The sequence below is a fragment of the Pseudomonas sp. ZL2 genome (genome assembly GCF_054788455.1).
This window is the reverse complement of record NZ_JBGOGX010000023.1, coordinates 27,607-44,540: the sequence shown is the minus strand read 5'-3', so window position 1 is coordinate 44,540 and position 16,934 is coordinate 27,607. Positions and strand designations below refer to the sequence as shown.

The window sequence follows — 16,934 nt, the reverse complement described above, 5'->3', positions numbered from 1 at the left end:
ATGGCGCCCCATCTGTTTGCATAACAGGCTCAGGTATCTGGATAAAAACCGTATCAGATTTTGTGTCGAAACCCTGTAGGCCTTAGATTACCGAGCCTGGCTCGGATGCCTTGAGATGCCTGCGACCATCCACCGCACCCGCTACAGTGAGGGCATCGGCCTCCTGTTCGGTGATTGGCACGCGCTCGCCTTTGAGCACTGCGACAGACATGCGCAGTTCGGCGTCAGTGATGACTTCGACATCCTTGGCTTCACCCTGGACATGCATGTCGTCACTGATCAGGGTGCAGCGCTGATTGGTTTCATCTATTTCAATAGGCATGGCCGCTTCCTCATGGCTGGTGTCCTATTGCTTGAGACCGCAGCGCTGCCCCGGATACTGGCAACAACCGATCAGCGGTCAACGGCGCACTTGCCGTCACCGCCGTTGTCCACCGATTAATCCCTTCTGCATGGACAACGCCCATGGACGCCTGGTGGCATCAAGTCTGGATCACCCTGGTGGCGGAGTTCGCCGACATCACCGATGCCAAGCAGCTTACCCAGGTGACGGTGCGCCTGATCATGGCGGCGTTGCTTGGTGCCGTCCTCGGTTTTGAGCGTGAGCTCAAGGGCAAGGCCGCCGGGGTGCGCACCCATATGCTGGTAGCCCTGGGCGCGGCGCTGTTCGTGCTGGTGCCGCGCATGGCCGGGGCCGACGACGCGGCGCTGAGCCGGGTGGTACAGGGGATCGTCGCCGGGATCGGCTTTCTCGGTGCCGGCACCATTCTCAAGGGCCACGACCAGGATGCCGGGCATGTCAAAGGCCTGACCACGGCGGCGGGCTTGTGGATGACGGCGGCGATCGGCGTGGCGGCGGGCATGGGGCGTGAAGCAACGGCCGTGATCAGCACCTTGCTGGCCTTACTGGTATTGGGGGTGATGCCGCTGGTGGTAAACCGCTTCGAGAGGGACGACGAGGATGAAAACGGGGAGGGCGGGAAGCACTGAGGGGAGCCTAGGCTCCCCTCAAAGATTGTTGCGTGCTCTTTTTTTGTTATTGGAGGGCGGCCTGTTGTTGTTTTTGGCGACCGTTGCCTCTGTATCACTGGCGATCCCCATCCGGGATCAAGAGCAAACGTATTTTTTTGAGCGCTGATCTACCTTCATCATTGCTGATCCAACCGTGACCTGCGCTACCTTGGGGTAGTTTTATTGTTCTGTGTCCGGTTGCGGGGCAAGCCCCTGGAAAGCACATCCTCTCCAAAAAAATCTGTTAGCTGCGCCTCTGTCGTGTTGTTCTTGTTATGTCAGAGTCGTTTCGTCTTATTTTTATTGGGTGTGTCGCACTTTTTATTGTTCTTGTACCTGAGATATAGCAGGTGCCGTGCCAACTTTTTAAATAACAATAAAATCAATGACTTATAGGTTTCGCTGAAAATCTGGACCGAGAAATTCTGTCGATTTGTTTCCGTGTTACCCGGAATTTCCCTGAAAAGTGCGGGTGCGGTAACACCCAGGCCCTGACCTGGCTGTTACCGCCCGTGTTCAACGTGCGTTACGGGCGCGTGCCACCCGCGAACCGCTGGCGCGGCCGAGCACTTCACTGATACGCAAGCCCGCGGCGATCAGGCGCTCCAGGTCTATGCCGGTGTCGATGCCCAGGCCCTGGAGCATGTACAGCACGTCTTCGCTGGCAACGTTACCGCTGGCGCCCTTGGCGTAAGGACAGCCGCCAAGGCCCGCAACAGAGCTGTCGAATACACTGATGCCTTCGAGCAGGCTGGCATAGACGTTGGCCAGGGCCTGGCCGTAGGTGTCATGGAAGTGACCGGCCAGTTGGTCCCGTGGTACCTGGGCGCCGACCACTTCGAACAGGCGCCGGGTCGCCCCGGGGGTGCCGGTGCCGATGGTGTCGCCCAGCGACACTTCATAGCAGCCCATGTCGTGCAGCTCGCGGGCCACCGGGGCGACCTGTTCGGCACTGATCATGCCTTCATAGGGGCAGCCCAATACACACGATACATAACCTCGTACCCGCACCCCGTGCTGGCGCGCCGCTTCCATGATCGGTACGAAGCGCTGCAGGCTGTCGCTGATCGAGCAGTTGATGTTGCGCTGGGAGAACGCCTCGGACGCGGCGGCAAACACCGCGACCTCCTTGACCCCGGCCGCCAGCGCATCTTCGAAACCACGCAGGTTCGGCGCCAGCGCTGCGTAGGTCACCCCGCTGTGTTGCTGGATATTGGCAAACACCTCGGCGGAGCCGGCCATCTGCGGTACCCACTTGGGCGAAACGAAGCTGCCCACTTCTATATAGGACAGGCCTGCCGCACTCAGGTCATCGACCAGACGCACCTTGTCGGCCACGCTGATGGGCTGGGCTTCGTTCTGCAGGCCGTCGCGCGGGCCGACTTCGACCAGGCGGACTTTTTCAGGCAATGACATGGCAGGGTTCCTCAGGGCTCAATGGCTGTTTTTCTGGTTGTTCAGGGTGGCGGCCAGGGCTTGTTCGCAGCGCTCTTCGGCGGTGTCCAGCTCCAGTTGCATCTGCTGGATGTCCAGCAGTTGCTGCTCAAGCTGGGCCCGGCGTTCGGCGATCTTGGCCAGCATGCTGTGCAGTTGCTTGAGGTTGCCGCTGGTAGGATCGTAGAGCTCGATCAGCTCTCGGCACTCGGCCAGGGAAAAACCGATGCGCTTGCCGCGCAGGATCAGCTTCAGGCTGACCTTGTCGCGGGCCGAGTAGACCCGCTCCAGGCCACGGCGTTCGGGGCTGAGCAGGCCCTGTTCTTCATAGAAGCGGATCGCCCGGGTGGTGATGTCCAGCTCGCGGGACAGGTCGGAGATGCTGTAGGTCTGGCTGCTCATTGCTTGGCTCGGTAAAAGGGCATGGAGCTAAGCTAATTGCAGGTTGACGTATACGTCAAGCAAGGATTGGCAGGGCTATGCCCTGCATCGCCGGCAACGCCGGCTCCCACAATGGTTCTGTGTTCACTGCAACGGCACCTCAGCCGTGGCCGCCCGCTCATCCTGCGCCACCACCCCCTGGCACAGCTCGATGATCTGTTCGCGCATCCAGCGGTTGGCCGGGTCCTGGTCGGTGCTTTCGTGCCAGTACAGGTGGGTTTCCAGTGACGGCACGTCCACCGGCAGGCTGACATGATTGAGCTGGTGGCGGCGGGCAAAACGTTCCGGCACGGTCATGACCATATCGGTCTGCTGCAGCACCTGCGAGGCCATCAGGTAGTGCTGGGAGCGCAGGGCGACCTTGCGCTGCACGCCCATCTTGCCCAGGGCCAGGTCGACATAGCCCAGGCCATTACGGCGGCTGGAAATATGAATGTGGGTCATGCCCAGGTAATCGTCCAGGCTGAGCTTGTCCTTGAACAGCGGATGGCCCTGGCGCATGGCGCAGACGTAGCGGTCTTGCATCAGCTTGACGTGGCGCACCTGCGGGTCGGTGTTGAGCGGCGCATCGACGGCAAAGTCCAGGCGCCCGGCAGCCAGCTCCTTGGTGGTTTCCCGGCGCTTGCACAGGAAGCTTTCGATCACCACCGCCGGGGCCAGGCGGCGCAGGCGCTGGAACAGCGGCGGCAAAATCACCGCCTCGGTGAGGTCGGTCATGCTGATGCGAAAGGTCTTGTTGGCCTGCAGCGGGTTGAAGATGCGGCTTTCTTGCACCGATACGCGCAACAGCGAGAGGGCATTGCGCACCGGGCCGATGATGTTCTGCGCCATCGGCGTGGGCACCATGCCCTGGGCGGTACGCACGAACAGCGGGTCGTTGAAGGTTTCGCGCAGGCGCGCCAGGGCGTTGGACACTGCCGGCTGGGTAATGCCGACGATCTGCCCGGCCCGGGTCAGGTTGGCTTCGGTATAGATGGCATCGAAGACGATGAACAGATTCAGGTCGACCTTACTCAGGTTCATGGGCGCTGCTCTTGTTGGTGTTATAGGTCGATCATATATCGGTTATGAATGTTTATACACGCCGAGAATAGGCTAGGTGGATTTTGCCTGCTGATCTAGGATCTTTATCAGATCCCTTTTCCACTGAAGGTACTGCCCATGGATTTCGCCTATTCACCCAAGGTCCAGGCGCTGCGCGAACGTGTCACGGCGTTCATGGATGCCTATGTCTATCCCGCCGAAGCGGTATTCGAGCGCCAGGTTGCCGAAGGCGATCGCTGGCAGCCGACCGCGATCATGGAGGAGCTCAAGGCCAGGGCCAAGGCCGAGGGCTTGTGGAACCTGTTCCTGCCTGAGTCGGAACTGGGTGCGGGCCTGACCAACCTTGAATATGCCCCCCTGGCCGAGATCATGGGCCGCTCGTTGCTGGGCCCCGAGCCGTTCAACTGCTCGGCGCCGGACACCGGCAACATGGAAGTGCTGGTGCGTTACGCCAATGAAGAACAGAAGCGCCAGTGGCTGGAACCGCTGCTGCGCGGTGACATCCGCTCGGCATTCGCCATGACCGAGCCGGACGTGGCGTCGTCCGACGCTACCAACATGGCTGCCCGCGCCGTGCGTGACGGTGACGAGTGGGTAATCAATGGCCGCAAGTGGTGGACTTCCGGTGCGTGCGACCCGCGTTGCAAGATCATGATCTTCATGGGCCTGAGCAATCCGGAAGGTCCGCGTCACCAGCAGCATTCGATGATCCTGGTACCCACCGACACACCCGGGGTGAAAATCGTTCGCCCGCTGCCGGTGTTCGGTTACGACGACGCGCCCCATGGCCACGCTGAAGTGCTGTTCGAGAACGTACGCGTGCCTTACGAGAACGTGCTGCTCGGCGAGGGCCGCGGTTTCGAGATCGCCCAGGGGCGCCTTGGCCCGGGCCGCATCCACCACTGCATGCGGTCGATCGGCATGGCCGAGCGGGCCCTCGAGCTGATGTGCAAACGCTCGGTGGAACGTACCGCCTTCGGTCGGCCATTGGCACGCCTGGGTGGCAACATCGACAAGATCGCCGACTCGCGGATGGAAATCGACATGGCCCGGCTGCTCACCCTCAAGGCCGCCTACATGATGGACACCGTGGGCAACAAGGTCGCCCGCAGCGAAATCGCCCAGATCAAGGTGGTGGCGCCGAACGTGGCCCTCAAGGTCATCGACCGGGCGATCCAGATCCACGGCGGTGCCGGTGTCTCGGGCGACTTCCCGCTGGCCTACATGTACGCCATGCAACGCACCCTGCGCCTGGCCGACGGCCCGGACGAAGTGCACCGCGCGGCGATCGGCAAGTACGAGATCGGCAAGTACGTGCCCAAGGAAATGCTCCGTAGCGGTCATTGATGTTTGCCGCGCAAGCCCGTCTCTTTTGTAGGGCTGGGCTTGCCCCGCGAACGGGTCGAGAACAGCGAAAACAACACCCCACCGCTAAGCAGGGCAATGGTCACCCCCAGCGACAGCATCGGCGGTACGGCACCGATCAGGCCGTGATAGAAAATCTTGCCGCCGATGAACACCAGCACCAGTGCCAGCGCGTACTTGAGGTAGATAAAGCGGTGCATCAGTGCTGCCAGGGCAAAGTACAGCGCCCGTAAACCGAGAATCGCGAAGATGTTCGAGGTGTAGACAATGAACGGATCCTGGGTGATGGCAAAGATCGCCGGCACGCTGTCGACGGCGAACACCAGGTCGGCCAGTTCGATCAGCACCAGGGCCAGGAACAGCGGCGTGGCATAGCGCAGCGCCTTGCTCTGCCCGGTGGGGGTGATGTGCACAAAAAAACGCGGGCCATGAAGCTCGTCGGTCACCCGCAGGTGGCGCCGCACGAATTTCAGCACCGGATTATTGGCCAGGTCCGGGTGGGATTGTTCTCCGGAGAACAGCATCTTCACCCCGGTGAACAGCAGGAAGGCACCGAACACATAGAGAATCCAGTCGAACTCCTGTACCAGCGCACTGCCCAGGCCAATCATGATCGCCCGCAGCACCACTACCCCGAGAATCCCCCAGAACAGCACCCGGTGCTGGTAGCGGCGGGGGATGGCGAAGAAGCTGAAGATCATCGCCATGACGAACACGTTGTCCATCGACAGCGACTGCTCGATGAGAAAGCCTGTGTAGAACTCCAGGGCTTTCTGCGCCCCCAGCTCGAACCACACCCACACGCCGAACAGCACGCCAACGCTGAAATAGCCGCCATACAGCAGCAGGCTTTCGCGCATTTCGATTTCGTGCAGCTTGCGGTGCAGCACGCCCAGGTCCAGTACCAGCAGGGTCAGCACGATGCCGAGAAAGGCCAGCCAGAACCACAGGCTGGTGCCGAGGAAGTCGTTGTCGAGAAATACCTGTAGAGCTGCCATGAGCCCCTCCTTTATGTCGACGTTGCTGAGCAACAGTGACTCCGACATGGCGGCTTGGCAGCCGTCAGAGGGGCCCGGCGTCACTAAGGACAAGCCTAGCCCCGGGGAGGGTGAGCGCCCAATCGAGCCTGTAACAATTGATTGCCCAGGCTGCCAGGCAGCAAGTCAGTAGACCCACACCTCGACCCGTCGATTGCGGATCCGCCCTTGCTCGGCAGTGTTGGCCGCCACCGGCAGTTCGTCACCCAGGCCGATGATCTCGCGCAATTCGACGCCGCTGCGGGCCAGCTCCCGCCGCACTGCCATGGCCCGCAGCCGCGAAAGCAGGGCAGCGCGCCGCGGGTCATCCTTGGCATCGCCGAACCCCACCAGCACCACCTTGTTGGCCAGCTTGTGCCGCGCCTGCAGGTACTGGACGACCCGCTGCACATCGCGCAGGGCCTTGTTGTCGAGGCTGGCGTTGCCCTCCTGGAAGCGAAAGTTGACCGACAGGCGCTGGGCATCATTGGCAAGGCTCAGGTAACGGCGCGGCATGTCGGCACGGGGCTGAACCTTGCCGCTCTGCACCTGCTGGCCGACGAAGCCGTTGCGGGTAACGATGGCCTGGCCCTGGGGGCTTTGGGCGAACTCGACCAGGGCTCGGGCCAGCGGGTTGGCCTGGCCGGGCGGCAGATAGAAGTACAACCGTCGCGACAGTGGATAGTCTTCGCTGGCCACCAGCGCCGGTGTCGGCAGCATGGCCTGGGACTCACCGTCGGCAATCGCCACGACTTTGGCGCCATGCACCGTGGCCAGGCTGCTGAAGCCGATGGCCTGGCGGTCGCCGAGCACCTGGCTGGCCAGTTGTTCAGCCGATTCGAAGCGTCTGGCGGTGTCGGCCAGCGGTTGCTGGGCCGGGTCGAGGACAAGCGCCTTGAAGGTTTCGAAGGTCCCGGAGCGGTCGTCGCGGGCGTACAGGTTGATCGGGCCGCTGCCGATACCCAGTTGTTCCCAACGGTTGATCTGCCCGGAAAAAACCTGCGCCAGCTGGGTGGTGGTCAGCTGCGGCAGCGGGTTGTCGGGATGGACGATCACCGCGACACCGTCCAGGGCGATGATCTGCTCGGCAGCGGCACTGTTGAGGTCGCCCAGGGCTTGCAGCTCGCTCAGCTCAACCGGCTTGATCGGGCGGGAGGAGGCGGCCAGTTCTGCCTGGCCGGACTTGAGTGCGCTAAAGCCGGTGCTGGAGCCGTGTGCGGCGATGTCGATGAGCAAGGCCTGGCCGTTGCTGCCCCGGGCACGGACCTGGAGTTCGTTGGCGGCATCGCTACTGACGATGCTGATGGCGCTGGCGCCTTGTTGCTCGAGCAAACCGGTGACCAGCGCCGGTGCCAGCGCGGCACCGATGGTGTTGGAACCCTGGATACGCAATTGCGCCTGCGGGGCAGCGGCGCCAATCAGCGGGAGCAGGCAAAGCACGAGCAGGGAGAGGTGGCGCAACATGCCGTCTGGCACTCATGGGCAAAGGGTGTGCCGGGAGATTAAGACGGAAGGGTGACCAAAAGATGACAGCGTTTTTGCCAACCTGCGCCAATCCTGTGGGAGCCGGCTTGCCGGCGATGCTTTTCCGCGGCCGATACCGTGCTTGGCCAGCCGGGTCTCATCGCTGGCAAGCCAGCTCCCACAGGGTCTGCGTCTGAACTAGCCCAGTTCAAGCCAGATCGGCGCGTGGTCCGAAGGTTTTTCCATACCGCGCAAGTCATAGTCGACCCCGGCATCCTTGATCCGCGGCAGCAGCCCCTGGGAAGCCATGATCAGGTCGATGCGCAGGCCACGTTTGGGCTCGTCTTCAAAGCCGCGGCTGCGGTAGTCGAACCAGCTGAAACGGTCGGCCACTTCCGGGTGCAGGTGGCGGAAACTGTCGACCAGGCCCCAGTTCTTCAGGCGCGCCATCCACTCGCGTTCTTCCGGCAGGAAACTGCATTTGCCGGTCTTCAGCCAGCGCTTGGCGTTGTCGGCACCGATGCCGATGTCGCAGTCTTCCGGAGAGATGTTCACATCACCCATCACCAGCAATGGCTGATCGTTCTGGAACTGGGTTTCCAGCAGCGCCTGCAGGTCGCTGTAAAAGCGCTGCTTGGCCGGGAATTTGGTCGGGTGGTCGCGGCTTTCGCCCTGGGGGAAGTAGCCGTTCATGATGGTGATCGGCGTGCCATCGGCATCGGCGAAGGTGCCCCAGATGAAGCGGCGCTGGGCTTCTTCTTCATCGGTGCTAAAGCCCTTGTGCAGGCTCAGTGGCGCCTGGCGCGAGAGCAGGGCGACGCCGTAGTGGCCCTTCTGGCCATGAAAGTGTACGTGGTAGCCCAGGGCCTGGACCTCGGCGAGCGGGAACTGCTCGTCGCTGACCTTGGTTTCCTGCAGGCCGATGACGTCGGGCTGGTGCTTTTCGATCAACGCCGCCAACTGGTGGGGCCGGGCACGCAGGCCATTGATGTTGAACGAGACGATCTTCATGGAAGCACAATCCTGGTAAAACCCAGGATCCTAGCCGACATCGGCGGCGTCGGCCAGCGTGGCGATCCACTCGATAGGTTGCTAACCTGTGGCACGAGGTGAACGTTGGCACCCCGAACACCTCAAAGGCAATGAATGCCCATTTCCGGAGGTTTGCCAGCATGCCCGAATCGACTGCCGCACCGGCTGAAGTCCGTCTGCTCGATGGCGGCTACAGCCGCGAGGCGCGCTCCCTGCTGTATCACGCCTATCGCCACGAACCGACCTTTGCCTTTTTGTTCGAAGCCCAGCGCCCGGGGTTCGACCAGCGTATTCGCGCCACCGTGCGCGAGCGGGTCAAGCAGCATTTTCTCCAGGACTTGCCCGCCATTGGCCTGCTGGTCGATGACCGCCTGATCGGCATCGCCCTGATTGCCCCGCCGCAGCGACGCCTGGGCATCACCGAAAGCTGGGCCTGGCGTATGCGCATGGTGCTCAGCACCGGCTTTCGCTGCACCCGCCGCTACCTGGATTACCAGGCCGCGCTGATGGCCTGCCTGCCCAGTGACGCGGTGCATGTGTTGCCGCTGCTGGGGATTCACCCGCAGTTCCAGGGCAAGCACTACGGTGAACAATTGTTGCAGGCGGTGCACGACTGGTGTGCCGTGGATGAGCATTCCCAGGGCGTGGTGCTGGACACCGGCAACGAGCACTACCTGGCGTTTTACCAGCGTCAGGGCTATCAGGAAATTGGCGAGATCGCGGTAGGCCCGGTCCGCGAACACGTGTTCTTCCATCCCAATCCACAGTCGTCGCAGCAGGCTTCGGCCTGAATTGCTCAACCGCGAGGAAAACCTTGGGCTCCATGCTGCCGCCAAGCTCTGGTAGCATCCGCGCCTATGACGCATTCAGGACGATTCACCTGCGGTTTGATTCTATGGTTTGCCAGCATCGGCGCGTATGCGCAAAGCGAGCTGGTGGTCCGGGTCAAACCTGCCAATAACGAACTCAAGGCCAATGTCGAAGGCTATATCGGCAGCCTTGGTAAACGCGATGAAGAGGCGCTGTTGCGCTTCAGCCGCGGCGCAGTCGAGCAGGCGCGCAAGGCCGCTCAGGCCCTGGGTTATTACCAGGCGCAGATCGACAGCGAGGTCAAACCACCGGCCAAGGCCGACAAGGGGCCGCAGCTGGTGTTGAACATCGATCCCGGCGAGCCGGTGCACCTGCGTGATGTGACCATCCGCATCGATGGCCCGGCCAGCGAACTCAAAGCCTTCCGCATTCCCGACAGCAAGGCGCTGCGCTCGGGCGCGGTGCTCAACCATGGTCATTATGAAGACGCCAAGCGCCTGATCCAGAACCAGGCATCGCGCTACGGTTACTTCAGCGGCCACTTCGTCCGCCAGCGCCTGGCGGTCGACCCGCAGGCGGGCGTCGCCGACATCGAACTGATCTATGAAAGCGGCCCGCGCTACCGTCTGGGCAAGGTCAGCTTCGCCGGCGATACCCCCCTGGATGAAGACCTGCTGCAACGCATGGTGCCGTTCAAAGCCGACACGCCTTACGATTCCGAACTGATTGCCGACCTCAATAATGCCCTGCAATCGAGTGGCTATTTCGAAGGCGTACGGGTCGATGCCGCACCCACCGCCGCAGTCGATCAGAGCATCCCGGTGGCCGTCCGGCTCGAGACTCGCAAGCCGCGAACCATGGGCCTGGGCCTGGGTTTCTCGACCGACGTCGGGCCGCGCGGCAAGGCCAACTGGACCCGCCACTGGGTCAATCCGCAGGGCCATAGCTACGGTTGGGAAACCGAGCTTTCGGCGCCGCGGCAGAACGTCGGCCTGTGGTACGACATCCCGCTCGACCCGCCGCTGACCGACAAACTGCGTTTTGCCGGTGGCTACCAGAACGAAGAAATCGCCGGCACCGACACCTTGAGCAAGCTGCTCACGGTCGGCCCGGAATGGCACAGCAAATTGCCCAGCGGCTGGCAGCGGGTCATCTCGCTGAAGTACCAGCGCGAAGAATACAAGCTCGGTGACGATTCGGGCCTGAGCAACCTGCTGATGCCCGGCATTAGTTATTCCTACCTGCGCAGCGACAACCGCATTGACCCGCACAACGGCTATCGCCTGCAGTTCGATGTGCAGGCGGCCAAGGAAGGGCTGGTTTCCGACACCAACCTGCTGCACGCCAATGTGTTGCTCAAGGGCCTGACCACCCTGGGCCAGAACCATCGCTTCCTCGGCCGTGTGCAGTTCGGCGGCAGCGCCACCAACAGCTACAAGAACTCGATTCCGCCCTCGCTGCGCTTCTTTGCCGGTGGCGACCAGAGCGTGCGCGGCTACGATTACCAGACCCTGTCGCCAAAGAACTCCGACGGCGATCGCATCGGCGGCCGTTACCTGGTAGCCGGCAGCGCCGAGTACCAGTATTCGGTCGCCGAGAAATGGCGGGTGGCGACCTTCATCGACCAGGGTAATTCATTCAACAATCTGGAGCTCCCCAGCCTCAAGACCGGTGTCGGTATCGGGGTGCGCTGGGTGTCTCCGGTCGGGCCGCTGCGTCTGGATCTGGCCCGCGCGCTGGATGACGACGGCGGTTTCCGTCTGCACTTCTCCATGGGGCCGGAACTGTGAGTCGCGTTATCAAATTCATCGTTCTTGGCCTGCTGGCCTTGCTCGTACTCCTTGTGCTGGGTGTGGGCCTGATGCTCGGTACCCAGGCCGGCAGCCGCTGGGCACTGGGGCTGGTGCCGGGGTTGCAGCTGGATAACTTCCAGGGGCGCCTGGCCGGGCAGTGGCAAGCCGAGCGCTTGCTCTGGGAACAGGGTGGCGATCGGGTCGAGCTGCTGGCGCCGGTATTGGCCTGGTCGCCGGGCTGCCTGCTGCGCATGACCCTGTGCATCGATCAATTGGAAGCCGGCCAGGTCAACCTGGCCTTCGCCCCCGGCGAGCCGAAGCCCGACAGCGGGCCGCTGCAGCTGCCGGAACTCAAGCTGCCCATGGCCATCGAGCTGGGCACCGTGCGCATCGGCCATCTGCGCCTGGACGGCAATGAACAGCTCAGCCAACTGCAACTGGCCGCCCACTGGACCACGGCCGGGCTGCAGATCGACAGCCTGCAACTGCAGCGCGATGACCTCAAGCTGAGCCTGCAGGGCTCGCTCAAGCCCGAAGCCGATTGGCCGTTGCAGGCCCAAGGGCAGCTGCAGTTGCCGAGTGTCGATGGGCAGCCCTGGCAACTGGCATTGCAGGTGGACGGCGACCTGCAGAAAACCCTCAAGCTCAAGGCTGACAGCAGTGGCTACCTGCATGCGCGCCTGACCGGCGAGCTGCAAGCCCTGGCCGACAACCTGCCGGCGCAACTGCAGATCAGCAGCGAGGCGTTCAAACCCTCGGCCGAGCTGCCCGACACCCTGCAGCTGAACAAACTGCAACTGAGCGCCAAGGGCAACCTGCAAAGCGGCTATCGACTGCTTGGCACGGCCAGCCTGCCCGCCGAACAGGGTCCGGTGGCGCTCAACCTGCAAGGCCGGGTCGATGCCAAAGGCGCCGAACTCAGTGCCCTGGACCTCACCGCCAGCGCCGAGCAGGCGCTGAAACTCAAGGCCAAGGCCAACTGGCAGCAAGGCCTGAGCGCCGAAGCCAGCATCGACTGGCTGGATTTCCCCTGGCTGCGCCTGTATCCGCTGGAGCAAGCGCCCGAAGTTGCCTTGCGCCGTTTCAACGGCCAGGTGCAGTACCGCGATGGCAACTACCAGGGTGAGTTCAAAGGTGACCTGGACGGTCCGGCCGGTGCCTTCAGCCTGAGCAGCCCGTTCAAGGGCGACCTCAAGCAGGTCAGCTTGCCGCAACTGCTGCTCAATGCCGGCCAAGGCAAGGCCGCCGGCAGTGTCGGCGTGCAGTTTGCCGATGGCGTGGCCTGGGATGCGGCACTGGAGCTGTCGGCGCTGAACCCGGCGTACTGGCTGGCCGAATTGCCCGGCACCCTGGCCGGCCCGTTGCGCAGCAAGGGGGCAATGAAAAACGGCGAGTTGCGCCTGGACGCCGACCTTGACCTCAAGGGCCGTCTCCGTGGTCAGCCCGCAGTGCTTAAAGCAGTGGCCCAAGGGGCAGGGCAGCAATGGACCCTGGGTACCCTGGACATCCGCCTGGGCGACAACCACATCAATGGCAGTGGCAGCCTGCAGCAGCGCCTGGCCGGACAGATCGATATCAACCTGCCGCGCCTGGGCCAGCTCTGGCCGCAGCTGCAAGGCCAGGTCAAGGGCCGCCTGGAGGTTGCCGGTACCTTGCAGGCACCCCAGGGCAGCTTCGTGCTGCAGGGCCAGCAACTGGCCCAGGCCGACAACCGCGTGCAGCGCCTGAGCCTGGAGGCGCGTCTTGATAACGCGCAAAGAGCGGTCATCGACCTGCAGGCCGGCAGCATTCGCCTGGGCGATACCAGCCTCGGAATGCTCACTGCCAAGGGCGCCGGTGATCTTCGCCAGCAAAAACTGCAACTGGGCCTGGACGGGCCGCAGCTCAAGCTTGACCTGGGTCTGGATGGGCAACTGGACAAGGGCAACTGGCGCGGTCGCCTGGCCAGCGGCGAAATCCAGGCCGGAGGCCAGGACTGGCGCCTGCAGGCGCCGGCCAAACTGCAGCGCCTGGCCAGCGGCCAAGTGGATTTCGGTGCCCATTGCTGGCGTTCCGGCCAGGCCAGCCTGTGTGGTGAAGACCAGCGCCTGGCGCCCGAGCCGCGCCTGCGCTACCACCTCAAGCAGTTCCCGCTGCAAAGCCTGGCGCAGTGGCTGCCCAAGGACTTTGCCTGGCAGGGGCTGCTCAATGCCGACATCAACCTTGACGTACCGGCCAGCGGGCCCAAGGGCACCATCCTCATCGATGCCAGCGGCGGCACCTTGCGTGTGCGCGAAAAGGACCAGTGGCTGGACTTCCCCTACCAGACCCTGCGCCTGCAAAGTACCCTGGGCCCGCGGCGCATTGACACCCGTCTGGATTTCCAGGGCGACAAGCTCGGCGAGCTGGCGGTGAATACCCGGCTTGATCCGCTGGCAAAAAACAAACCCCTGAGCGGTGACTTCCGCCTCAGCGGCCTGGACCTGGCCATCGGCCGTCCGTTCGCGCCGATGGTCGAACGCCTCAATGGCCAGCTCAACGGCAGCGGACGCCTGTCCGGCACCTTGCTGGCTCCCCAGGTCAATGGCAGCCTGAACCTTGCGCGTGGTGAAGTCAGCGGCGCCGAGCTGCCGATCAGCCTTGAGGACCTGCAACTGCAGGCGCTGATCGCCGGCGAACAGGTCCAGCTCAACGGCAGCTGGAAAAGCGGCGATGCGGGCCAGGGCAGCCTGAGCGGGCAGATTGGCTGGGGCCATGCCCTGGCAGTCAACCTGGCACTGCAGGGCCAGCGTTTGCCGGTCAACGTCGAACCCTACGCGGCCCTCGAAGTGGCCCCGGACCTGAAGATCAGCCTGATCGACGACAAGCTCGCGGTGACCGGCAAGGTGCTGGTACCCAAGGGCAAGATCACCGTGCGTGAACTGCCGCCGTCCACGGTCAAGGTCTCCGATGACACGGTGATCCTGGGGCATCAGACCGAGGAGGGCAAAGCACCGATGGCCATGGCCATGGATATCGACGTCCAGGTGGGCCAGGAGAAACTCTCGTTCAGTGGTTTCGGCCTGACCGCCAACCTGTTGGGGCACGTGCATATCGGTGACAACCTCGATACCCGTGGTGAGCTGAGCCTGGCCGACGGTCGTTACCGTGCCTACGGCCAGCGGCTGACAATCCGCCGTGCGCGCTTGCTGTTTGCCGGGCCCATCGATCAGCCGTACCTGGACATCGAGGCGATTCGCAAGACCGATGACGTGATTGCCGGTATCCGCTTGAGCGGCAGCGCCGAGCAGCCTACCACCCAGGTGTTCTCGGAGCCGGCCATGAGCCAGGAGCAGGCGTTGTCCTACCTGGTCCTCGGGCGGCCGTTGGGCACCACGGGGGAAGACAACAACATGCTCGCTGAAGCCGCGCTCGGCCTGGGCCTGGCAGGCAGCGCCGGGATCACCGGCAGCCTGGCCTCGAGCCTGGGCATCGATGACTTCCAGCTCGACACCCAAGGCAGTGGCAACAACACCGCCGTGGTCGCCAGCGGCAACCTGACCGAGCGCTTGAGCCTGCGTTACGGGGTGGGGGTGTTCGAGCCGGCCAACACCATTGCCTTGCGCTACAAGCTCAGCAAGAAGGTCTACCTGGAGGCGGCCAGTGGCCTGGCCAGTTCCCTGGATATCTTCTACAAGCGCGATTTCTAGGGGCGGTCCTGGTCAACGCACGGTCGCGGCTTCGATGAACTCGTTGCTGTCGTCCGTGGGCTGGACAGGGGTGGACAAGCGAAGCGGGGTAATCAGTTTGGTGTACTCCTCGATCAGCCGGTTCAGCGCTTCCGGTGGTTCACAGGCCTGGAACTGCATGCGGATCTGCACTTCATCGGGGTCGCGTGCTGCATCGCCATTGCGTTTGCTCTGGCCGCCGACCGTTACATAGAAGCGCTCGCGTTGCAGGCTCTCGCTGGCCTCGGTGGTTTCGGTGTTTTGAATCCGCACAGAGAGGTCTACCTGCATGCGCTCCAGTGCCAGCCCCCGCGGTGACACCAGTGCGATCAGCGGGATCTGCATCGTGTGCTGATCGTCCATCGCCACTTCGACCATCTTGGCTTTCATCGGCGTGCCCAGTGCCTCGGCGTCATAGTCGAAAAACTGGTCGAACAGCTTGATGTACTGCTGGGCAATCAGGTTGTTGGTGGCCGCGGCGGCTTCCTGCAGGCCGCGAGTGATATCGCACAGGTCGCTGGCGATGATGGGCGCGTTGTTCGGCGGGCGCGGGTCCAAGCTGTGTGCACTCCTGGGAATCTTCAGCTCAAGCCCCCTCCAGCAGAGAGGGCCATTGGCGAAGGGTTACGCTGAGGTACCCAACGCAAGGGTGGTGGCTGTCAGCTGGAGCTTGTAACCGGCTTGCTGGCGGCTTCAGTGAGGGCATCGATGACCCGCATCAGTGCTTCAGGTGGTTCCATACGACGTACTTTGGTATTGAAGGCGTAGCGGGCACGGGTATCGGTCTTGCGGGTTTGCGTCGACTTGTGGCTGACCTGGCCTTTGAGCTCCATCTTGAACTTGCCGAAGCCAAAGGACGCGGCAGTACTCACTTCACCTGCGGTTTCGCTACTGGATTCGGCCTGTTGGCTAATGGTTACTTCGAACTCGACATTCCCTTCCTCGATGACGATGTTGGGGTGAGCGATCGCCGCCATGAGCGGGATGCGCATGGTTTTGGAGACGGTTCCCTTGGCTGCCCCCTGTTCATCGGTAACGGTTTCGTCGTAGTTGAATTCGATGGCGACCGCTTTGCCATTCTCGACACAGACGCCCATGAGGAAGTCAGCGTAAGATTGGCTGGCGGCGACTTGGGCCTGGACCATTGCCTGCAGCGGTCCGGCGATCATCCGATCCAGGGGTAGGGCGTTCATGACCGAACCGATCATATCGTTGTCGACTGTTGCCATGGGGGATTTCCTTATCGTGGGTGCGCACCTTGTGCGCGGGTTGGGAATCTAGGGTAGTTGTCTGCTGACATCAGCGCGGGCAAGCGTCCTGGCGGCGAATATTGCCGATCTGACGCAGGCTCAATCCGTACTTGTTGGCCAGCATGCTGCGCGACAGGCCATCGGCGCTTTCCTGTTGAATCTGCTGGTTGCGCAGTTGGCGCAGGAAATGGTCAACCTTGGGGATTTCCAGTGCCATGCCGGCAAATCGCTTGATCAGCGCATCCAGCGCGGGCGCTGGCAGAATTTCCGCCAGGGCCGTGCGTTCGCGGTGTTTGGGAATGTACTTGGGGCGTCCGCCATAGGTGTTCGTCAGGTTGTAGGCATGTTCAATGCCAAGGCATTCGATCAGCATCTGCAGCGAGTGGGGCAGTTGCTCGACGTCGATTCGGTCCAGGTCGCTCAGTTCCATGGTGACTTCCTTGTGGGCGATAGTTCGGCACCTTGATGATCCGTGCCATGCGGCTGAAGCCATTGCAGGTAGCATCAGCGCGGCAAAGCGCGTCTGCCTGTCGTGGCTTGAGCTGGATTCTCGGCTACCGGGCAGAACGGAGGCTAGGCAGCAAGTGG

General features: G+C 62.7%; 15 protein-coding genes. 5 read left to right on the top strand and 10 right to left on the bottom strand.

Annotation, left to right across the window (positions count from 1 at the left end):
- Positions 1 to 82 precede the first annotated feature (82 nt).
- Positions 83 to 322 (bottom strand): DUF3203 family protein, encoded by a 240-nt coding sequence (locus tag ABM562_RS16760; RefSeq protein ID WP_115087810.1) that lies wholly within the window; start codon positions 320 to 322, stop codon positions 83 to 85.
- Between the two features lie 143 nt (positions 323 to 465).
- Between ABM562_RS16760 and ABM562_RS16755 the strand changes: the two genes are divergently transcribed.
- Positions 466 to 990, top strand: a complete 525-nt coding sequence (locus tag ABM562_RS16755) for an MgtC/SapB family protein (protein ID WP_115087809.1) — start codon at positions 466 to 468, stop codon at positions 988 to 990.
- A gap of 537 nt (positions 991 to 1,527) precedes the next feature.
- Here ABM562_RS16755 and ABM562_RS16750 read toward each other — a convergent pair.
- The 3 genes from ABM562_RS16750 to ABM562_RS16740 form a co-directional block, all read right to left on the bottom strand.
- A complete protein-coding gene (locus ABM562_RS16750; RefSeq protein WP_115087808.1) occupies positions 1,528 to 2,427 on the bottom strand; it encodes a hydroxymethylglutaryl-CoA lyase in 900 nt (299 codons plus the stop codon).
- Between the two features lie 18 nt (positions 2,428 to 2,445).
- Positions 2,446 to 2,847: a MerR family transcriptional regulator gene (locus tag ABM562_RS16745; protein WP_028944211.1), complete on the bottom strand. Its 402-nt coding sequence runs from the start codon at positions 2,845 to 2,847 to the stop codon at positions 2,446 to 2,448.
- A 123-nt stretch (positions 2,848 to 2,970) separates the two neighbouring features.
- A complete protein-coding gene (locus ABM562_RS16740) occupies positions 2,971 to 3,909 on the bottom strand; it encodes a LysR family transcriptional regulator (protein ID WP_115087807.1) in 939 nt (312 codons plus the stop codon).
- 138 nt (positions 3,910 to 4,047) lie between these two features.
- Here ABM562_RS16740 and ABM562_RS16735 point away from each other — a divergent pair, with 138 nt between their 5' ends.
- Entirely contained in the window at positions 4,048 to 5,277 is a 1,230-nt protein-coding gene (locus ABM562_RS16735) for an acyl-CoA dehydrogenase (RefSeq protein WP_233674727.1), read from the top strand.
- Here ABM562_RS16735 and ABM562_RS16730 read toward each other — a convergent pair.
- The 3 genes from ABM562_RS16730 to xthA all read right to left on the bottom strand — a co-directional run bounded on the left by ABM562_RS16730 (position 5,271) and on the right by xthA (position 8,786).
- Positions 5,271 to 6,293 (bottom strand): TerC family protein, encoded by a 1,023-nt coding sequence (locus ABM562_RS16730; RefSeq protein ID WP_134063362.1) that lies wholly within the window; start codon positions 6,291 to 6,293, stop codon positions 5,271 to 5,273. The genes ABM562_RS16735 and ABM562_RS16730 overlap by 7 nt on opposite strands.
- A 165-nt stretch (positions 6,294 to 6,458) precedes the next feature.
- Positions 6,459 to 7,775, bottom strand: coding sequence for a substrate-binding domain-containing protein (locus ABM562_RS16725; protein ID WP_115087804.1), 1,317 nt, complete (start codon positions 7,773 to 7,775; stop codon positions 6,459 to 6,461).
- Positions 7,776 to 7,973: 198 nt separating this feature from the next.
- A complete protein-coding gene (gene xthA, locus ABM562_RS16720; RefSeq protein WP_115087803.1) occupies positions 7,974 to 8,786 on the bottom strand; it encodes an exodeoxyribonuclease III in 813 nt (270 codons plus the stop codon).
- A 161-nt stretch (positions 8,787 to 8,947) separates the two neighbouring features.
- Here xthA and ABM562_RS16715 point away from each other — a divergent pair, with 161 nt between their 5' ends.
- The 3 genes from ABM562_RS16715 (at position 8,948) to ABM562_RS16705 (ending at position 15,078) form a co-directional block, all read left to right on the top strand.
- Complete coding sequence (locus ABM562_RS16715) at positions 8,948 to 9,598, top strand: GNAT family N-acetyltransferase (RefSeq protein WP_115087802.1); 651 nt, start codon at positions 8,948 to 8,950, stop codon at positions 9,596 to 9,598.
- A 66-nt stretch (positions 9,599 to 9,664) separates the two neighbouring features.
- Complete coding sequence (locus tag ABM562_RS16710) at positions 9,665 to 11,407, top strand: autotransporter assembly complex protein TamA (RefSeq protein WP_134063359.1); 1,743 nt, start codon at positions 9,665 to 9,667, stop codon at positions 11,405 to 11,407.
- The gene (locus tag ABM562_RS16705; protein ID WP_460422658.1) at positions 11,404 to 15,078 is read left to right on the top strand and encodes a translocation/assembly module TamB domain-containing protein; all 3,675 of its coding nucleotides are present in this window, start codon (positions 11,404 to 11,406) and stop codon (positions 15,076 to 15,078) included. The genes ABM562_RS16710 and ABM562_RS16705 overlap by 4 nt, the downstream gene beginning before the upstream one ends.
- A gap of 12 nt (positions 15,079 to 15,090) precedes the next feature.
- Here ABM562_RS16705 and ABM562_RS16700 read toward each other — a convergent pair whose 3' ends face one another.
- The 3 genes from ABM562_RS16700 to ABM562_RS16690 form a co-directional block, all read right to left on the bottom strand.
- Positions 15,091 to 15,624, bottom strand: a complete 534-nt coding sequence (locus ABM562_RS16700; RefSeq protein WP_233674739.1) for a DUF2589 domain-containing protein — start codon at positions 15,622 to 15,624, stop codon at positions 15,091 to 15,093.
- A gap of 131 nt (positions 15,625 to 15,755) precedes the next feature.
- Positions 15,756 to 16,325 (bottom strand): DUF2589 domain-containing protein, encoded by a 570-nt coding sequence (locus ABM562_RS16695; protein ID WP_115087799.1) that lies wholly within the window; start codon positions 16,323 to 16,325, stop codon positions 15,756 to 15,758.
- Between the two features lie 70 nt (positions 16,326 to 16,395).
- On the bottom strand, positions 16,396 to 16,776 hold the full coding sequence (locus ABM562_RS16690) for a Mor transcription activator family protein (RefSeq protein WP_134063353.1): 381 nt from the start codon (positions 16,774 to 16,776) through the stop codon (positions 16,396 to 16,398).
- Between the last annotated feature and the right edge of the window lie 158 nt (positions 16,777 to 16,934).